The following is a 17,038-nucleotide window of genomic DNA, read 5'->3' on the forward strand; positions in this document are numbered from 1 at the left end:
CCCCAAGAGCCGTGGCGCAGCGTCGTGCTGAACGGACAACGCTGTCGACCGAGGAGCACGAATGCCACACGTCACTTTCGTGAACAGGTTCCTGCTGCATGCGCCGGCGGAGGAGTTCGAGCGAGTGTTCGCCGCCACGTCGGAGTTCATGGCCGAGCAACCGGGCTTTCTGTGGCACATGCTGCTGCGGCCCCTCGAATCGGACAAGGACGGCCGCTACGTGAACGTGGCGGCCTGGCGGGACGCGCAGGCGTTCCGGGCCGCGGTGGCGCATCCCGGCTTCGGGCCGCACGCCGCCGCGCTGCGCGAGCTGGCCACCAGCGAGCCCGCCCTGTACGAGACGCGCCAGACGCGCACCGCCGTCACGGAGCCGGCATGACCAGGGCCGGCGGGAACGGGGCCAGTACGAACGGAGCCCGTACGAACGGAGCCGGGGCGAACGGGGCCGGCGCGGGGAGGCGCGTGGTGATCACGGGGCTCGGCGTGGTCGCCCCGGGAGGCATCGGGGTCAAGCCGTTCTGGGACTTCCTGCTGTCCGGCGCCACCGCCACCCGGACGATCAGCACGTTCGACCCGTCGCCGTTCCGTTCCCAGATCGCCGCCGAGTGCGACTTCGACCCCGAGCTGGCCGGGCTGTCCGCGCAGGACGCCGACCGGCTGGACCGGGCGGCCCAGTTCGCCGTGGTCGGCTGCCGCGAGGCGGTGGCCGACGCGGGGCTGCGCATCGACGAGGCCGCCGCGCACCGGGCCGGGGTGGCGCTCGGCAGCGCCGTCGGCTGCACGCAGAAGCTGGAGTCCGAGTACGTGGCCATCAGCGGCGGCGGCGCGACCTGGGAGGTCGACCACACCCGGGCCTCCAGCCACCTCTACGACTATTTCGTGCCCAGCTCCATGGCGGCCGAGCTGGCCTGGGCGGCCGGCGCGGAGGGGCCGGTGTCGATCGTGTCGGCGGGGTGCACCTCGGGCATCGACGCGGTCGGCTACGCGGCCGAGCTGATCCGCGAGGGCACGGTGGACGTGATGATCGCGGGCGGCACCGACGCGCCGATCGCGCCCATCACCGTCGCCTGCTTCGACGCGATCAAGGCCACCTCCAGCTACAACGACGACCCGGCCACCGCCTCGCGGCCCTTCGACCGCACCCGCAACGGGTTCGTGCTGGGCGAGGGCGGCGCGATCCTCGTGCTGGAGGAGGCCGAGTCGGCCAGGCGGCGGGGCGCACGCGTCTACGCCGAGATCGCCGGGTACGCCTCGCGCAGCAACGCGTACCACATGACCGGCCTGCGGCCCGACGGCGCGGAGATGGCCGCGGCGATCACCGCGGCGCTGGACGAGGCCCGCTGCGACCCCTCCGAGATCTCCTACGTCAACGCGCACGGCACGGCCACCAAGCAGAACGACCGCCACGAGACCGCCGCGTTCAAGCGGGCGCTCGGCGCGGACGCCTACCGGGTGCCGATCAGCTCGATCAAGTCCATGATCGGCCATTCCCTGGGCGGGATCGGCTCGCTGGAGGTGGCGGCCAACGCGCTGGCCGTGGCCCATGACGCGATCCCGCCCACCGCGAACCTGCGCGAGCCCGACCCCGAGCTGGACCTGGACTACGTGCCGGTGACCGCGCGGGAGCAGCCGGTCGGCACGGCGCTGACCGTGGGCAGCGGGTTCGGCGGTTTCCAGAGCGCCATGGTGCTGCGCGAGTTCGAGGGGTGAGCCGATGACCGACGTGATGGTGACGGGGGCGGGCGTGGTCGCCCCCAACGGGCTCAGCCCCGGCGACTACTGGACGGCCGTGCTGAGCGGCCGCAGCGGGATCCGGCCCACGACCGCCACCGGCCCGGTCGCCTCGCCCGCGCCGCTGAGCGGGCAGGTGGACGCGTTCGTGGCCAAGGAGCACCTGCCCGGTCGGCTGCTGCCGCAGACCGACCCCATGACGCGGTACGCGCTGTTCGCCGCCGGACGGGCGATCGAGGAGTCCGGGGTCGAACCGGACGCGCCGCTGGACATGGGGGTGATCACCGCCAGCGCCTCGGGCGGCTTCGACTTCGGCCAGCGCGAGCTGCAGCACTTGTGGAGCGAGGGGCCCGACCACGTCAGCGCGTACATGTCGTTCGCCTGGTTCTACGCGGTCAACACCGGCCAGATCTCGATCAGGCACGGCCTGCGCGGGCCCGTCGGCGTGCTCGTGACGGAGCAGGCGGGCGGCCTGGACGCGGTCGCGCACGCCCGGCGCAAGATCGTCGCGGGCGCGCGGCTGATGGTGACCGGCGGCATGGACTCCTCCCTCTGCCCGTACGGCCTGGCCGCCCAGGTGCGCTCCGGCCGGTTGAGCACGGGCTCCGACCCGGCGACGGCCTACCTCCCGTTCGATCGCCGCGCGCGGGGCCACGTGCCCGGCGAGGGCGGCGCGATGTTCACCCTGGAAGAGGCGGATGGGCAGGACCGGCGCGGGTACGGCCGGATCGCCGGGTACGGCGCCAGCTTCGACCCCCCGCCGGGCTCGGGACGCCCGTCCACCCTGGTCAGGGCCATCGAGACGGCCCTCAGCGACGCGGACGTGACGCCGGCCGAGGTGGCGATGGTGATCGCCGACGCCGCCGCCGTGCCCGAGCTCGACGCGGCGGAGGCGGAGGCGCTGGCGGCGGTGTTCGGGCCGCGCGGGGTCCCGGTGACCGCCCCCAAGACGCTGACCGGGCGGCTGTACTCGGGGGCCGGGCCGCTGGACATCCTCACCGCGCTGCTCGCGCTGCGCGACGGGGTGGTGCCGCCGACCGCGAACGTGACGGACGTCGACCCGGAGCTGCCCGTCGACCTCGTGCTCGGCGCGCCCCGGCCGGCTTCGGGCACCGCCGCGCTGGTGGTGGCCAGAGGGTTCGGCGGGTTCAACAGCGCGATGGTCGTGCGCGCATGAGCGGCGAGCTGTACATCTCCGGCTGCGGGACCTGGCTGCCGCCCGCCGTGCCGGTACGGGAGGCGCTGGCGGCGGGCGAGTGCGAGGCCGCTCTGGCGTCCTCGACGGGCATGGCCGCGGTGGCCACCGCCGGCAAGGAGACGGGGCCCGAGATGGCCGCCCGCGCCGCCCGTACCGCGCTCGACCGGGCGGGGGCGGGCCCGGCCGACATCGACCTGGTCCTGCACGCGAGCCTGTACTTCCAGGGGCACCACCTCTGGGCGCCGGCCTCCTACGTGCAGCGGGTCGCGGTCGGCAACTCCTGCCCCGCGATGGAGGTCAGGCAGGTCTCCAACGGCGGGATGGCCGCGCTGGAGTTGGTCCGGCGCTACCCGGGCACGGGCGCGCTCATCACGACGGGCGACCGGATGACCCCGCCGGGCTTCGACCGCTGGCGCAGCGACCCGGGCACGGTCTACGCCGACGGCGGCACGGCTCTGGTGCTGTCGCGCTCGGCCGGGTTCGCCCGGCTGCGCAGCCTGACGACGGTCTCCGACCCCGCGCTGGAGGGCATGCACAGGGGCGGTGACCCGTACGGGGACCCGTCGCCGGACGAGCAGCCCACCGTCGACCTCGGCCTGCACAAGCGCAACTACGTACGCGAGATCGGCACCGCGCCGACGGCCGCGAAGGTGCGCGCCGGCCAGGAGGCCGCCCTGTACGGCGCGCTGGACGCGGCGGGCGCGGAGCTGGCCGACATCGACTGGTTCGCGCTGCCCCACCTGGGCCTGCGCCGGCTCAAGGCCGCCTACTTCACCGGGTTCGGCATCGAGCCCGAGCGCACCACCTGGCCGTGGAGCAGGCACGTCGGGCATCTGGGCGCCGGGGACCCGATCGCCGGGCTCGACCGCCTGGTGTCGACCGGCGCGCTCCGGCCGGGCCGGCTGTGCCTGCTGGCCGGCGTCGGTGCCGGCTTCACCTGGTCCTGCGCGGTCGTGGAGATGCTGAGCCGCCCCTCGTGGGCGCCGGAGGAGGAGAGGTCCTGACATGGAAGCGGTCCTGCTGATGTTCCCCGGGCAGGGGTCCCAGCACCCGCGGATGGCGTGGGGGCTGTACGGCGAGGAGCCCGGGTTCACCGCCGCGATGGACGAGGTGTTCGCGGCCTTCGGCGAGGCGGGCGCCGAGTTGCGCCGCGACTGGCTGAGCGAGCGCCCGCGGGTGCCGCTGGACCACGTCACCCGTTCGCAGCCGCTGCTGTTCGCCATCGACTACGCGCTCGGCAGGACCCTGCTGGAGCGCGGGGTGCGGCCCTGGGTGATGCTGGGGCACAGCATCGGCGAGATGGCCGCCGCCGTGCTCGCCGGGGTCTTCACCCTGGCCGACGCGGTGGCCCTGGTACGCCAGCGGGTCCGGCTGCTGGCGGCCTCGCCGCCCGGCGGCATGCTGGCGGTCTCGGCCGGGGTGGCGGCGCTGGAGGGCCTGCTGACCGAGGACGTCGTGGTGGCGGCGGAGAACGCGCCGCGGCAGACGATCGTGGCCGGGCCCAGCGAACCGCTGGCCGAGGTGGAGCGTGCGCTGCGGGCGGAGGGTTTCACCTGCGCCCCCGTGCCCACCCTGATCGCCTTCCACAGCCCCTCGCTCGCGGCCACCGTCCCACCGGCCGTGGAGAGCTTCGCCGGCACGCCGGTGGGCGCGCCGCGGATCCCCCTGTACTCCGGGTACGCGGCCCGGCCGATGACGCTGGAGCTGGCGGCCGATCCCGGCTACTGGGCCCGGCACCCGGTCGCGCCGGTGCGGTTCTGGCCGGCGCTCGACGAGATCCTGTCCACCGGCTCCCCGGAGGACGGCGTGGTCTGTGTCGAGGCCGGCCCCGGGCAGGGGCTGAGCACGATCGCGCGGCGGCACCGGGCCGTGCGCAAGGGGCCGGGCAGGGTGGTGCCGCTGCTGCCCGCCCGGGCGGGTGGCCCGGAGGCGAACCCGGAGGCGGGCAGGGCGGCTGACAGAGCGGCGTTCGCGACCGCGCTCACCGCTCTACCGGGCGACGCGGGCCGTGACGAAGCTCTACCGGGCGACGCGGGCCGTGACGAAGCTCTACCGGGCGACGCGGGCCGTGACGAAGCGGACCGGCACGTCGATGACCAGCGGCCCGCTCCCCTGGCGTAGCGCGTCGAGCCCGGCGATGAGGCGCTCGCGCAGCTCGGCGGCCTGAGGCTCCGGCAGGTGCTGCCACAGCAGCCGCATGCCCTGGGTGTGCGACCAGTCGACCCACTGCTCGGCCGTGGCGGCGGTCATCCGTACCGGCTCGTCCAGCACGACGACCTCGCCGAAGCCCGCCCGCTCCAGCGTCGCCGCCAGGTCCGCCGGATGCTCGAGCCAGCTGTTGAAACGGCGCACCAGCGATTCCGGCTGCCATTCCGGCGGCAGGTGCCGGAGCAGCTCGGGAGAAATGAGCGGGGTGAACTCGGGGGGCAGGAACGGAAATTCCCCGGTTCTGAAGACGGGGCTGGTGAAAGCCAGCCGCCCGCCGTCGGCGATTAGCCCGGCATATCGCGAGAGCGCCGCCGGGGCGTCCGGCAGGAAAATGATGCTGTAGCCGCCCTGCACGACGTCGAAGGACCGGGCGGGCAGCTCCGGCCTTTCTCCGTCCATCACCCGCGCCTCGGTGTTGCCCAGGGCGCGGGTCTCGATCTCCTCGCGCACCTCGGCCACCATGGCGGGGGCCAGGTCGATGCCCAGCACGTGACCGCTCGGGCCGACCTTCTCCGCGGCCGGGAAGAGGCTGGCTCCCCGGCCGCATCCGACGTCCAGCACGCGTTCGCCGGGGGCGGGCGCGGCCAGCTCGACCAGCCGCCGGCCCATGGGGGTGAAGAACTCGACCCCCATCTTGTCGTACTTCGCCGCCGCGGCGTGAAAGACGGTTGCGATCTGTTGTTTGTACGTCGATGTGTCCACGCATACCCAGTATTCGAGCAGCCCTGGAGAACCGGTTGAGAACGGGTGTAGTCACATTGTCCGAACGAACACCGGGCGCAAATAATCAAAGGGAGATTTCCCCATTGGAGCGGAGTAAGTGATGAGTCAGCAGATCGCCACCGTCCGCCGCATGGTCAACGCCTACAACACCGGTGAAACCGGCGATGTCGCGGAGTACATTCACCCCGAATATCTCAACCCCGGCGCCCTGGAGCACTACCCCGACGCGCGCGGCCCGGAGGCGTTCGCCGGCGCGGTCAAATGGCTGAAGTACGCCTTCTCCCCCGAGGCGCACCTGGAGGAGGTCGGCTACGAGGAGAACGGCGAATGGGTGCGCGCCAAGCTCGTCCTCTACGGCCGCCACGTCGGCGACCTCGTCGGCATGCCGGCGACCGGCCGCCGCTTCTCCGGCGAGCAGATCCACCTGATCCGGATCGTCGACGGCAAGATCCGCGACCACCGCGACTGGCCCGACTACCTGGGCACGTACCGGCAACTGGGCGAGCCCTGGCCGGAGAACGGCGGCTGGCGACCCTGATGAAGGACCTCGAAGCGCTCAGGACCCTGATCCGCCTGGGCAGTCTGCACACCCCGATGGCGGTGCGGGTGGCGGCCACGCTGCGCCTGGTCGACCACATCCGGGCCGGCGCCACCAGCGCGGGAGAGCTGGCGGAGCGGACCGGCACCGACCCCGACGCGCTGGCCCGGCTGGTCCGCCACCTGGTGGCGATCGGCGTGCTCCAGGAGAGCGCGCCGGGCCGGCTGGCCCCGACCGAGGTGGGGCTGCTGCTCGCCGACGACCACCCGGCCGCCCAGCGGGCCTGGCACGACCTGAACCAGATCGTGGCCAGAGCCGACGTCGGATTCGTCCGGCTGCTCGACGCCGTCCAGACCGGCCGCCCGACCTATGCCGACTTCTATGGCAAGACCTTCTACGACGACCTGGCGGACCGGCCCGACCTGCGCGAGTCGTTCGACACGCTGATGGCCTGCGACCAGGACGTCGCCTACGACGCCCCCGCGGCGGCCTACGACTGGAGCGGGGTCCGGCACGTGTGCGACGTCGGCGGCGGTACCGGCGGGTTCGTGACCGCCATCGCCCGCCTCGCCCCGCACGTCACGGCGACCGTCGTGGAGCTGCCCGGCACCGCGGCCGCCGCCCGCGAGCACCTGGCCGCGGAGGGGCTGACCGAGCGTGTCGAGGTCGTCGAGGCCGACTTCTTCAAGCCGCTGCCCTGCGCGGCCGACGTGATGATCCTGTCGTTCGTGCTGCTCAACTGGCCGGACGAGGAGGCCGTACGCATCCTGGAACGTTGCGCCGAGTCGCTGGAGCCGGGCGGCCGGATCCTCGTCTACGAGCGCGACGACCTGGAGGAGAGCTCGAGCAACGAGCTGTTCACCGAGCTCGACCTGCGGATGCTGGTGTTCCTCGGCGGCCGGCTGCGCACCCGCGACGCCTGGTGGGACCTGGCCGCGCGGGCCGGGCTGGACGTGGAGGCCGTGCACCGGCTGCCCTCCCCCACCATCCCCTTCGACCTGTCCCTGCTCGTTCTCGCTCCTGCCGGGGAGGCCCCATGAGCACGCGCATGATCACCAGCGGCGACGTCACCCTGTGGAGCGAGGGCTTCGGCGACCCCGCCGACCCGCCCATGCTGCTCGTCGCGGGCGGCAACCTGTCGGCGATGTCCTGGCCCGACGAGTTCGTCGAGCTGCTCGCCGCGCGCGGGCACCACGTCATCCGCTACGACCACCGCGACACCGGCCGCTCGTCCCGCGTCGACTTCGCGAGCCGCCCCTACACCTTCGACGAGCTCGTCCTGGACGCGGTCGCCGTGCTGGACGGGTGGGAGGTCGCCGCCGCGCACGTCGTCGGCATGTCGCTGGGCCACACCATCGGCCAGCTGCTCACCCTCGACCATCCCGGGCGGCTGCTCAGCCTCACCGTCATGCTCGGCGGCGCGCTGGACGTCGACTTCGACGCCGCCATCGAGCACGCCACCGCCGGCCGGCCGTCCGCCGACGGCCTGCCACCGCCCACCCAGCGCTTCCTCGACGTGATCGCGCTGATGTCGCAGCCGGTGGACGGGGCGGAGGCCGAGCTGGAGCGCAGGGTCGAGAAGTGGCGGCTGCTCAACGGCGCGGACCTGCCGTTCGACGACGAGGAGTTCCGCCGCCGCGAGCTGCGGGCCATCGCGCACGCGGGCACGTTCCAGGAGCCGATCACGCACCACCTGATCGCCCAGCCGCCGGTCTCGCGGGGTGCGGAGCTGGCCGGCGTGACCGTGCCCACGCTGGCGATCCAGGCCGTGCACGACCCGGCCGCGCCGCCGCCGCACGCCCGCCACGTCGCCGAGCTGATCCCCGGGGCGCGCGTACGGGACATGCCGGGGATGGGGCACGCGCTCGCCTCCGCCGTCCACCTGCCCCTGGCCGCGGCGATCTGCGAGCACACCCACCAAGCTGCCCATCAGGTCATCACGGGAGGAGCACCACGATGACGACCACCACGATGACGCCCGTCTCGGAGAGCGAGCTCGGCCGCCACCTGCTGACGATCCGCGGCTTCCACTTCGTGCTCGGCGCCCTCGGCGACCCCTACGCGCGGCTGCTGCACGGGGACGGCGACGGCACGGCCGCCATCGGCGAGGAGATCCGGCGGCGCGGCCCGCTGTACCGCAGCGAGTTGGGCCCCTGGGTCACGGCCGACGCCGAGGTGGCCGCCGCGCTGCTGCGCGAGCCCCGGCTGGACACCGGCCACCCGGGCGCGGGCCAGGACCACGTGCGGGAGAACCTGTGGGAGACCTGGCGGACCTGCCACGTCACCCCGCTGAGCGGCACGCCGCTCACGCTGCCGCTGGCCGAGTACGCCAGGCTCGCCCGGCTCAACAACCCGGTGCTGGGCCCCCGCGTCGCCGGGTCCTGGCGCGCCGACGTCCGGCGCGCTCTCTCCACCGTGCTCGACCCGCTCGGCCCCCGCTTCGACCTGGTCACCGACCTGGCCGGACCCGCCGTAGCGGCGGCCCTGGCCGCGGTGCTGGGCTTCCCGGACCCGGCGGCCGCCGAACTGGCCACGCTGCTGCCCCGGCTCGGCGTCGCCCCCGACTCCGTGCTCTGCCCGCCCCGCCTCCCGGTGGCCGGCGAGCTGGCGGAGGCCGCCGCCCGCGCCCGCGAGCTGGCGCGTGACCTGGTCGAGGAGCGGGCGGCCGGCCCTCGGGACGACGCGGTCAGCGCCCTGCTGGCGACCGGCCACGACCGGGCCGACGTGGCCCAGGTCTGCCTGCTGTACCTGGTGGCGGGGGCCGGGATCGCCACCGCCACGCTGGCCGGCGCGGTCGTGGCGCTGCTCGGCCACCCGGACCGGTGGGCGGCCCTGCGGCAGGACCCCGGGCTGGCCGCCGACGCCGTCGAGGAGACGTTGCGGTGGGCGCCGCCGGTGCGCATCGTCAGCCGGATCGCCCAGGAGCCGATCGCGATCGCGGGTCAGGAGATCGACGCCGACGACCACGTGGTGATCCTGGTGGACGCCGCCAACCGCGACCCCTCGGCCGGCCCCGACCCCGATCGCTTCGACCCGGCCAGGAAGAACGCGCTGAACCTGTCGCTGACCGGCGGCGGGTACGAGGGGCTGGTGGCGCCCCTGGCCCGGCTGATCGCGACCGAGGCGGTGCGGGGCGTGGCCACCCGGATGCCCGGCCTCAGGACCGACGGAGCGCTCCTGCACCGCATGCGCTCGCCCGTGGTGCAGGCCGTGCTGAAGCTGCCGATGTCGACAGGGGGATGACGATGCGCGTGTTGATCACGGCCTTCGCCATGGACGCCCATTTCAACGGGATGGTGCCACTGGCGTGGGCGCTGCGTACCGCCGGGCACGAGGTCCGGGTGGCCAGCCAGCCGAGGCTGGCGGACAGTATCACCAGCGCGGGGCTCACCGCCGTGCCGGTGGGCGGCGACCATCAGGTGGAGCAGGTGATGGCGGCGGCCGCCCCCGGCGTGTTCGCCCTGCACCAGAACCCCGACTACCTGGAGGGCCGCTCCGAGCTCCTGGACCTGGCCTTTCTCGAGGCCTCCACCACGATGCTCACGGCCACCTTCTACTCCCAGATCAACAACGACTCCATGATCGACGACCTGGTCGGCTTCGCCCGCTGGTGGGAGCCCGACCTGGTGATCTGGGAGCCGTTCACCTTCGCGGGGGCGGTCGCGGCGCACGTCACCGGGGCCGCGCACGCCCGCCTGCTGTGGGGGCCTGACCTGTTCCTTCAGGCGTACCAGCGGTTCCTGCACCTGCTGGCGCCGGAGCCCGCCGAGCGCCGGGACGACGCCATCCGCGAGTGGCTGACCTGGACTCTCGGCCGTTTCGGGTGCTCGTTCAGCCCCGAGGTGGTCACCGGGCAGTGGACGATCGACCAGATGCCCGCCAGCGTGCGGTTCGATCTGGACCAGCCGCTGGTGCCCATGAGGTACATCCCGTACAACGGGCCGCTGCCCGCCGTGGTGCCGCCGTGGTCGCAGTCCGACCCGGACCGGCCCCGGGTGTGCGTCACGCAGGGCATGACCGCGCGCACGACCGGCTTCTCCGGGCTGGACGCGGTGGCCGAGCTGCTGGAGTCGGTCGCCGAGCTCGACGTCGAGGTGATCGCGACGGTGAAGGAGAGCGACGGCCTGCGCCCGCTGCCCGGCAACGTGCGCGTGGTGGACAACATCCCGCTGCACGTGGCGCTGCCGGACTGCGCCGCGGTGCTGCACCACGGAGGCGCGGGCACCTGGGCGAGCGCGGCCTTCTACGGCGTGCCGCAGCTGAACCTGGCCTGGCAGTGGGACGACGTCTACCGCGCCCGGCAGATGGAGAAGCTGGGCGCCGGCATGTACCTGCCGCCCGGCCCGGCCCGCGAGGCGTGCAGCGTCCGGGACAGCCTGGCCCACCTGCTGGGGCAGAGCTCGTTCCAGGACGGCGCGGCCCGCATCCGAGACGAGATGCTCGACTGCCCCACGCCGAACGACGTGGTGCCGGCGCTGGAGGACCTGACCGTGGCGCATCGCCGTACCCGGATGAGCCCGCACCCCTGCTGAGAACGGCTGCTGATGAACGGCGAACACGTGAGTGAGGAGCAGTTCCGCCGGGCGCTGGCCGGGCACGCGGCCGGGGTGGTGGTCGTCACCGCCGCGGTGGGGGACGTGCCGGTCGGGCTGACCGCCACCTCGTTCTCCTCGGTCAGCCTGCGGCCGCCGCTGGTGTCGTTCTACATCGGCCAGTCGTCGTCCACCTGGCCGTGGCTGCGCAAGGCGGACCGGTTCGCGGTCAACGTGCTGGCCGGGGACCAGGCGGACCTGGCCGCCCGTTTCGCCGGCGCGAACGGCGACCGCTTCGGCCCGCCGACGCTCTGGCGCGCCGACCACCTGGGCACCCCGCTGCTGGACGGCGTGGCCGTGCACCTGACCTGCTCCCCGTACACCACCGCGGACATCGGCGACCACGTGCTGGTCGTCGGCCTGGTCACCGGCACGCGGATCGCCGGGAGCGGGGAGCCGCTCCTCTACCACCGGGGACGCTTCGGGCAGTTCACCCCGGACGGCCGGTAGGCCCGGCCGGTCAGTAGATCCAGCCGGATTCCCTGGCGATGCGGATGGCGTCGATGCGGTTGCGGGCCTTCAGCTTGTTCACGATGACCGTCAGGTAGTTGCGGACGGTCCCCGGGGAGAGGTAGAGGCGGCCGGCGATCTCCTTGGCCTCGTCGCCCTCCGCGGTGAGCTGGAGGACCTCAAGCTCGCGCTCGGTCAGCGGGCAGCCGATGGAGCCCCACGCGGCCAGGGTGACGTCGGTGTCGAAGACGCGGTGGCCGGCCGCGACCCGGCGGATGGCGTCGGCCAGCTCCTCGGGTGACGACTTCGTCAGCATGAGCCCGCCCAGCCCCGCCGACAGCGCCTGGCGCACGGTGGGGAGCTTGGCGAGGCTGCTGAGCAGCAGGGTCTCGCAGTCGGGCAGGTTCTCCTTCACCTCGACCGCCGCCTCCAGGCCGTCCCTGCCGTGGATGTCGGCGTCGATGACCGCGACCTGCGGGTTCTGGTGCTTGGCCGTGGCGACGATCTCCTTGCTCGCGGGCCCCGCGCCGACGACCTCGATGTCGGCCTCGAGGTCCAGCAGGGCGACCAGCGCGCCTCGGAGCATGTCCATGTCTTCGGCGATGATGACTCGGATCACGTCGTCTCTTCTGGCGGACATGTCGGTGACCTTCACTGCGGGAGGTTGTCGTGTCGGAAGCGCGGGCGTACGGCGCTGGCCAGCGTACGCAGCGTGGCGGCCAGGACGGGCCTGGTCTGCTCGGGCTCGATGATCTCGTCGGCCGACAGCCGCTCGGCGGGCAGGTGAGGGGCCATCACCTCGCGCTCGTAACAGGCCATCAGGTCCTGGCGGGCGGACGGATCCCGGCCCAGCTCGCGCCGATAGACGATGTCCACCGCCCCCTCGACGCCCATGACGGCCATCTGGGCGCCCGGCCAGCAGAAGACCGCGTCGGCGCCCAGCGACTTGGAGTTCATCACGATGTACGCCCCGCCGAACGCCTTGCGCAGCACCACGGTCAGCCGCGGCACGGTCGCCTCGGAGAAGGCGTACAGCAGCTTGGCGCCCTTGCGGATAACGCCGTTCGACTCCTGTTTGGTGCCGGGCAGGAAGCCCGAGGTGTCGACCAGGGTCACCAGCGGCACTCCGAACGCATCGCAGAGGCGGACGAATCGCGCGCCCTTCTCCGAGGCCGAGATGTCCAGGGCGCCGGCCAGGGCCTGCGGCTGGTTGGCGACGATGCCCACGGAGCGGCCCTCGATGCGGGCGAACCCGATGACCAGGTTGCGGGCGAAGCGCGCCTGCAGTTCGAGGAAGCTGCCGCGGTCCACGATCCCGCCGATCACCTGGCGGACGTCGTAGGCGGTGCGCGGGTTGGCGGGTAACACGGGAAGGGGTCCCGGCCCGGCCGGCTCCCCCATGGGCACCTCGGACCAGCACGAGTCCGGCAGGTACGACAGGACCTGGCGGGCCAGGTCCATCGCCGCCGCGGAGTCGTCCGCCACCAGGTGGACCACGCCCGAGTGGCGCGCGTGCACCTCGGATCCGCCGAGCTCGCCCGGCGTGACGTCCTCGAAGGTGACGGCCTTGACGACCTGCGGCCCGGTGAGGAACATGTGCGCGCTCTCGCGCAGCATGATGACCACGTCGGTCAGCGCGGGCGAGTAGACCGCTCCCCCGGCGCAGTTGCCGAGGATCAGGCTGAGCTGCGGCACCCGGCCGGAGAGCTGGGCGTTCGCCCGGAAGATGGCCCCGTAGCCGTCCAGCGCCGCCAGACCTTCCTGGATGCGGGCGCCGCCGGAGTCGAGCAGCCCCACCACCGGGATCCTGGCGCGTTCCGCGCGCCGGAGGGTTCCCACGATCTTCGCGGCGTGCATCTCTCCCAGAGAGCCGCCGAGCACGGCCGAGTCCTGGGCGAACAGCCCGATCGGGCGGCCGCCCACGGTCGCGTTCCCCGTCACGACCCCGTCGCCGACGGGACGTTTGGCCTCCATGCCGAAGGCGGTGACCCGGTGCCGCGCGCGGCTGCCGAATTCCAGAAAGGAGCCCGGGTCGACCAGCATGTCGATGCGGCGGTGGGCGTCGATGTCGCGAATCGGCTGCGCGACTGAGGTCATCACATACTCCAAATTGCCGCCGTGAATTATCCGGGCATTTCTCTGATCTCCAGGAATGCAATACAAACATTCACGTTCGGGCATGTCAACCGACATGAATGCGCCGATTCAGGCATCGGTGAAATACGCGGGAGCGCTGCCTGCGCATTTGATTGGCATTTGACGCCGATTAGAGGTCGGGGGCGTCGTCCGTCGCGGCGTCGTCCAGGGTCGTCGCGATCCAGTCGACCAGCGGCAGCTCGGCCGCCTCGGCGGCCTGCGACCAGCGTTCGGCGCGCTCGGAATCCAGCGGGATGACCACCTGTGCGGGATTCCGCTCGCCGCGCCCGCGTAATCTCCGGCGTTCTCGGAGCTCCCGGCGGAGACGTTTCACCGACCATTTCTCCTTTTCCGCGCGGGCCAGCCAGTCGTCCTGGTCCGGCTCCGGCAGGGAGGCTGTCTCGGCGTGGTGCTGGAGGCTGAGCGTGTCCCGTCGACGGGACACCGGGAATTTCCGCGCCACCCACGCGTAGTTGCGCAATGTCTGGTAGTCGAGGGCGGTCTCCTCGATCACCACCCGGTAGCGGTCGGGGAAAGCCCGTTCCCCGTACAACAGCCAATCCCCCAGCCACCACGCCGACGAATCGGTGATCCGTTTCAGGTGCCGTCCGATCCGGCCCCAGGATTCGAGGGTCAGCCCCGTGGGAATGCGCAGCTCGACGGTTCCGGCCTGGATACCGGCGTCCATTCCGAGCGGCCCTCGGCCGGGCCGCCGTCCCGGCCCGATGCCATTGGGGGAGCCGGCCGGACGCGGCAAGCCGTCCTGATTCCCCGGCTGATTGTTGAAACTCGAATCCATGGAGGTTAGTTTCTCCCTAGCGAGGAATGTCGCCGCACGTTTCCCCGCGGCCCGTACCCCCATGACGGCATCACATGCCCGCAGGCGAATATCACGATCCGCACGCGTCGATGCGAACAGTGACAGTCGCTGGTCGCGCGGCCGTGGCCGGCCCCGTCCGGCGCGGCTTTCTCTGTTCCTGGCGGTGAAGGCGATGACCATCGAGTGACTTTCGAGTACACCGGAAGCGGTGACCCCGCGCGCACGCTGGCGCTGCTGTGGCGCACGGCCGAGCCGGTCGGGCGCAGGGGGAGGTCCGAGCTGAGCGTCGGCCGCATCGCCCGCGCCGCGATCGAGGTGGCGGACGAGGAGGGCCTGGACGCCCTGTCCATGCGCCGCGTGGCCGAGCGCCTGGGCGTGGGCACGATGTCGCTCTACACGTACGTGCCGGGCAAGGCCGAGCTGTTCGACGTGATGCTCGACCTCGTCTACGGCGAGGCGCACCGGAGCGGGGCCGGGGGCGGCTGGCGGGCCCGCCTGGCCCGGATCGCCAGGGAGAACCGGGAGCTGCACCTCCGCCACCCCTGGCTCCTGCGGGTCGCCACCAGCCGGCCGGCGCTGGGTCCGAACGCGCTGGCCAAGTACGACCACGAGCTACGCGCGATCGACGGCATCGGCCTGACCGACCTGGAGATGGACGCCGTCCTGACGCTGATCGACGGACTGGTGCACGGCATGGCCGGCCACGACGCGGAGCGGCCGGGCCATCCGTGCCGCTCCTTCGAGTTCGCCCTCGCCCGCGTCCTGGACGGCATCGACGTCCTGATCTCCAGGAGGTGAGGGCGTCAGTGCGCGTTCTTGTTCCGGTAGAGGTGCACCGCCAGCGGCGCGAACACCAGCGTGGTCACCGCCGCGATGATCAGCGCCCACATGACGTCCCAGAACCCCGCCGTGCCGTGCATCAGCGTGCGTGACGCCGTGGCCGCGTGGCTGATCGGGTTGATCTGCACCAGCGTCTGCGTCCACGACGGCATGGTCTCCGGCTGGACGAAGATGTTGCTGGTGAACACCAGCGGATAGATCACGATCATGCTGGTGCCCGAGACCCGCTCGGGGACGCTGGCCACGACGCCGATCGCGGCGAAGATCCAGCTGATGCTGAAGCCGAAGACGATCAGCACGGCCATGGCCGCGAGCACGCCCGTGATCCCGCCGGCGGGCCTGAAGCCGAGCAGCAGCCCGAGCCCGACGGTCACGGAGAGGGCGATCACGTAGCGGACGATGTCGCCGACCAGGTTGCCGGCGATGGTCGCCGGCTGCCAGAACGGCAGCGTCCTGAACCGGTCGAAGACGCCCTTGTTGATGTCGGTGTTGATCGCGGTGCCGGTGTAGACGGTCATCAGGATGACGCTCTGCACGGCGATGCCCGGCAGGAAGAACTGCAGGTATTCCTGGGTGGAGCCGGCGAAGGCCCCGCCGAACATGTAGGTGAACAGCAGCAGGAAGATGATCGGCAGCAGCAGCATGTCGATGAGCTGGGCCGGGAAGTGCTTGAACGCCATCGCGCCGCGCCACAGGTGGGTCACCGTGGCGGAGAGCGCGCTCGCCCGCGGCGGGCGCTCGCGCACCGACACCGCCGCCCTGACCGGGTCCTCGACTCGCTGGGTGGACTGTGTCATGCCTTGCTCTCCTCCCTGACCGGCGTGTCGTCGGCCTTGTGTCCGGTGAGCGTGAGGAACACCTCGTCGAGGCTGGGCTGCCGCACGGCGAACTCGACGGTCTCGATCGACGCCGTGGCCAGGGCGCCCAGGGCGGGGATGACCCGTGTGCTGTCGTCGACCCTGGCCGACAGGCGGGCCGGGTCGGTCTCCAGGTGCACGGGCACGTCGAGCTCGCGCCCGAGCAGTTCCTGCGCCCTGGGCCGCAGCTCGGGCTCGCGCAGCTGCACCTGGAGGGCGATCGAGCCGACCGACGACTTCAGCTCGCCCGTGGTGCCCTCCGCGATGACCCTGCCGTGGTCGATGACCGCGATGCGGCTGGCGAGCTCGTCGGCCTCCTCCAGGTATTGGGTGGTGAGCAGGATCGTGGTGCCGGAGGCCAGCAGCGCCTTGACGATGTCCCACACCTGGTTGCGGCTGCGCGGGTCCAGCCCGGCCGTGGGCTCGTCGAGGAAGAGCAGGTCGGGGGTGACCACGATGCTGGCGGCGATGTCCAGCCGCCGGCGCATGCCGCCCGAGTAGGTGCTGACCAGCCGGTCCCCGGCGTCGGTCAGCTCGAAGGCCCCGATCAGCTCGGCGGCGCGCTCCCTCGCGCGCTGCCAGCCGTAGCCCTGGAGCCGGCCCATGAGGACCAGGTTCTCCGTGCCGGTGAGCGCGTCGTCGACCGAGGCCGCCTGCCCCGTGACGCTGATGCGCCGGCGTACGGTGTCGGACTCGCGGACCACGTCGTGGCCGAAGATCGTGGCGGTGCCGCCGTCGGGGTGGAGCAGCGTCGCGAGCATGCGGATTAACGTTGACTTCCCAGCACCGTTGGGGCCGAGGACGCCGTAGACGACACCGGACGGGACCACGAGGTCGATCCCGTCGACGGCCTTCGTCTCGCCGAAGCTCTTCCGCAGGCCCGCGGTTTCTATAGCTGGCGTGCCGTTATTCCTCATGCTTCCGACGATAACCCGGCAGCGCGGT

The 17,038-nt window shown here is 72.5% G+C and carries 18 protein-coding genes; 12 read left to right on the forward strand and 6 right to left on the reverse strand.

The features are described from left to right. Positions 1-61: 61 nt before the first annotated feature. Genes ACBJ59_RS31280 through ACBJ59_RS31300 form a run of 5 tightly spaced genes read left to right on the forward strand, consistent with a single transcriptional unit; the run spans position 62 to position 5,050 of the window. On the forward strand, positions 62-379 hold the full coding sequence (locus ACBJ59_RS31280) for an antibiotic biosynthesis monooxygenase family protein (RefSeq protein WP_375113793.1): 318 nt from the start codon (positions 62-64) through the stop codon (positions 377-379). After that, positions 376-1,710 (forward strand): beta-ketoacyl-[acyl-carrier-protein] synthase family protein, encoded by a 1,335-nt coding sequence (locus ACBJ59_RS31285; RefSeq protein ID WP_375113794.1) that lies wholly within the window; start codon positions 376-378, stop codon positions 1,708-1,710. The genes ACBJ59_RS31280 and ACBJ59_RS31285 overlap by 4 nt, the downstream gene beginning before the upstream one ends. 4 nt (positions 1,711-1,714) lie before the next feature. Then, positions 1,715-2,908 (forward strand): ketosynthase chain-length factor, encoded by a 1,194-nt coding sequence (locus ACBJ59_RS31290; protein WP_375113795.1) that lies wholly within the window; start codon positions 1,715-1,717, stop codon positions 2,906-2,908. Next, on the forward strand, positions 2,905-3,933 hold the full coding sequence (locus ACBJ59_RS31295; RefSeq protein WP_375113796.1) for a ketoacyl-ACP synthase III family protein: 1,029 nt from the start codon (positions 2,905-2,907) through the stop codon (positions 3,931-3,933). The genes ACBJ59_RS31290 and ACBJ59_RS31295 overlap by 4 nt, the downstream gene beginning before the upstream one ends. Position 3,934: 1 nt before the next feature. Further along, positions 3,935-5,050: an acyltransferase domain-containing protein gene (locus ACBJ59_RS31300; protein WP_375113797.1), complete on the forward strand. Its 1,116-nt coding sequence runs from the start codon at positions 3,935-3,937 to the stop codon at positions 5,048-5,050. Here ACBJ59_RS31300 and ACBJ59_RS31305 read toward each other — a convergent pair. After that, positions 4,979-5,839 carry a methyltransferase domain-containing protein gene (locus tag ACBJ59_RS31305; RefSeq protein ID WP_375113798.1) on the reverse strand — a complete coding sequence of 287 codons (861 nt, stop codon included), beginning with the start codon at positions 5,837-5,839 and terminating at the stop codon, positions 4,979-4,981. The two genes, ACBJ59_RS31300 and ACBJ59_RS31305, sit on opposite strands and share 72 nt — an antisense overlap. Before the next feature lie 121 nt (positions 5,840-5,960). Between ACBJ59_RS31305 and ACBJ59_RS31310 the strand changes: the two genes are divergently transcribed. From ACBJ59_RS31310 to ACBJ59_RS31335, 6 genes are read left to right on the forward strand one after another with little or no spacing between them, the layout of a single operon-like run. Next, positions 5,961-6,398, forward strand: coding sequence for a SnoaL/DnrD family polyketide biosynthesis methyl ester cyclase (locus ACBJ59_RS31310; RefSeq protein WP_375113799.1), 438 nt, complete (start codon positions 5,961-5,963; stop codon positions 6,396-6,398). Then, on the forward strand, positions 6,398-7,438 hold the full coding sequence (locus ACBJ59_RS31315) for a methyltransferase (protein WP_375113800.1): 1,041 nt from the start codon (positions 6,398-6,400) through the stop codon (positions 7,436-7,438). Before ACBJ59_RS31310 ends, ACBJ59_RS31315 begins: the two co-directional genes overlap by 1 nt. Next, a complete protein-coding gene (locus ACBJ59_RS31320) occupies positions 7,435-8,358 on the forward strand; it encodes an alpha/beta fold hydrolase (protein ID WP_375113801.1) in 924 nt (307 codons plus the stop codon). Before ACBJ59_RS31315 ends, ACBJ59_RS31320 begins: the two co-directional genes overlap by 4 nt. Next, the gene (locus ACBJ59_RS31325) at positions 8,355-9,641 is read left to right on the forward strand and encodes a P450-derived glycosyltransferase activator (RefSeq protein WP_375113802.1); all 1,287 of its coding nucleotides are present in this window, start codon (positions 8,355-8,357) and stop codon (positions 9,639-9,641) included. The genes ACBJ59_RS31320 and ACBJ59_RS31325 overlap by 4 nt, the downstream gene beginning before the upstream one ends. 2 nt (positions 9,642-9,643) lie before the next feature. Continuing rightward, positions 9,644-10,930 (forward strand): activator-dependent family glycosyltransferase, encoded by a 1,287-nt coding sequence (locus tag ACBJ59_RS31330; RefSeq protein WP_375113803.1) that lies wholly within the window; start codon positions 9,644-9,646, stop codon positions 10,928-10,930. Positions 10,931-10,942: 12 nt separating this feature from the next. Continuing rightward, on the forward strand, positions 10,943-11,440 hold the full coding sequence (locus ACBJ59_RS31335; RefSeq protein ID WP_375113804.1) for a flavin reductase family protein: 498 nt from the start codon (positions 10,943-10,945) through the stop codon (positions 11,438-11,440). Positions 11,441-11,450: 10 nt separating this feature from the next. On the opposite strand, the gene ACBJ59_RS31340 is transcribed toward ACBJ59_RS31335, so the two are convergent. The 3 genes from ACBJ59_RS31340 to ACBJ59_RS31350 form a co-directional block, all read right to left on the reverse strand. After that, complete coding sequence (locus ACBJ59_RS31340) at positions 11,451-12,080, reverse strand: DNA-binding response regulator (protein WP_375113805.1); 630 nt, start codon at positions 12,078-12,080, stop codon at positions 11,451-11,453. An 11-nt stretch (positions 12,081-12,091) separates the two neighbouring features. Further along, positions 12,092-13,537, reverse strand: coding sequence for an acyl-CoA carboxylase subunit beta (locus ACBJ59_RS31345; RefSeq protein ID WP_375113806.1), 1,446 nt, complete (start codon positions 13,535-13,537; stop codon positions 12,092-12,094). A gap of 169 nt (positions 13,538-13,706) precedes the next feature. After that, complete coding sequence (locus ACBJ59_RS31350; protein ID WP_375113807.1) at positions 13,707-14,375, reverse strand: LmbU family transcriptional regulator; 669 nt, start codon at positions 14,373-14,375, stop codon at positions 13,707-13,709. Positions 14,376-14,579: 204 nt separating this feature from the next. On the opposite strand from ACBJ59_RS31350, the gene ACBJ59_RS31355 reads away from it, so the two are divergent. Continuing rightward, positions 14,580-15,194 carry a TetR/AcrR family transcriptional regulator gene (locus ACBJ59_RS31355; protein WP_375113808.1) on the forward strand — a complete coding sequence of 205 codons (615 nt, stop codon included), beginning with the start codon at positions 14,580-14,582 and terminating at the stop codon, positions 15,192-15,194. Between the two features lie 5 nt (positions 15,195-15,199). On the opposite strand, the gene ACBJ59_RS31360 is transcribed toward ACBJ59_RS31355, so the two are convergent. Continuing rightward, on the reverse strand, positions 15,200-16,033 hold the full coding sequence (locus tag ACBJ59_RS31360; protein WP_375113809.1) for an ABC transporter permease: 834 nt from the start codon (positions 16,031-16,033) through the stop codon (positions 15,200-15,202). Then, positions 16,030-17,010 (reverse strand): ATP-binding cassette domain-containing protein, encoded by a 981-nt coding sequence (locus tag ACBJ59_RS31365; protein WP_375113810.1) that lies wholly within the window; start codon positions 17,008-17,010, stop codon positions 16,030-16,032. Before ACBJ59_RS31365 ends, ACBJ59_RS31360 begins: the two co-directional genes overlap by 4 nt. Between the last annotated feature and the right edge of the window lie 28 nt (positions 17,011-17,038).

The organism is Nonomuraea sp. MTCD27 (assembly GCF_041950495.1).
Classification (GTDB): Bacteria; Actinomycetota; Actinomycetes; order Streptosporangiales; family Streptosporangiaceae; genus Nonomuraea.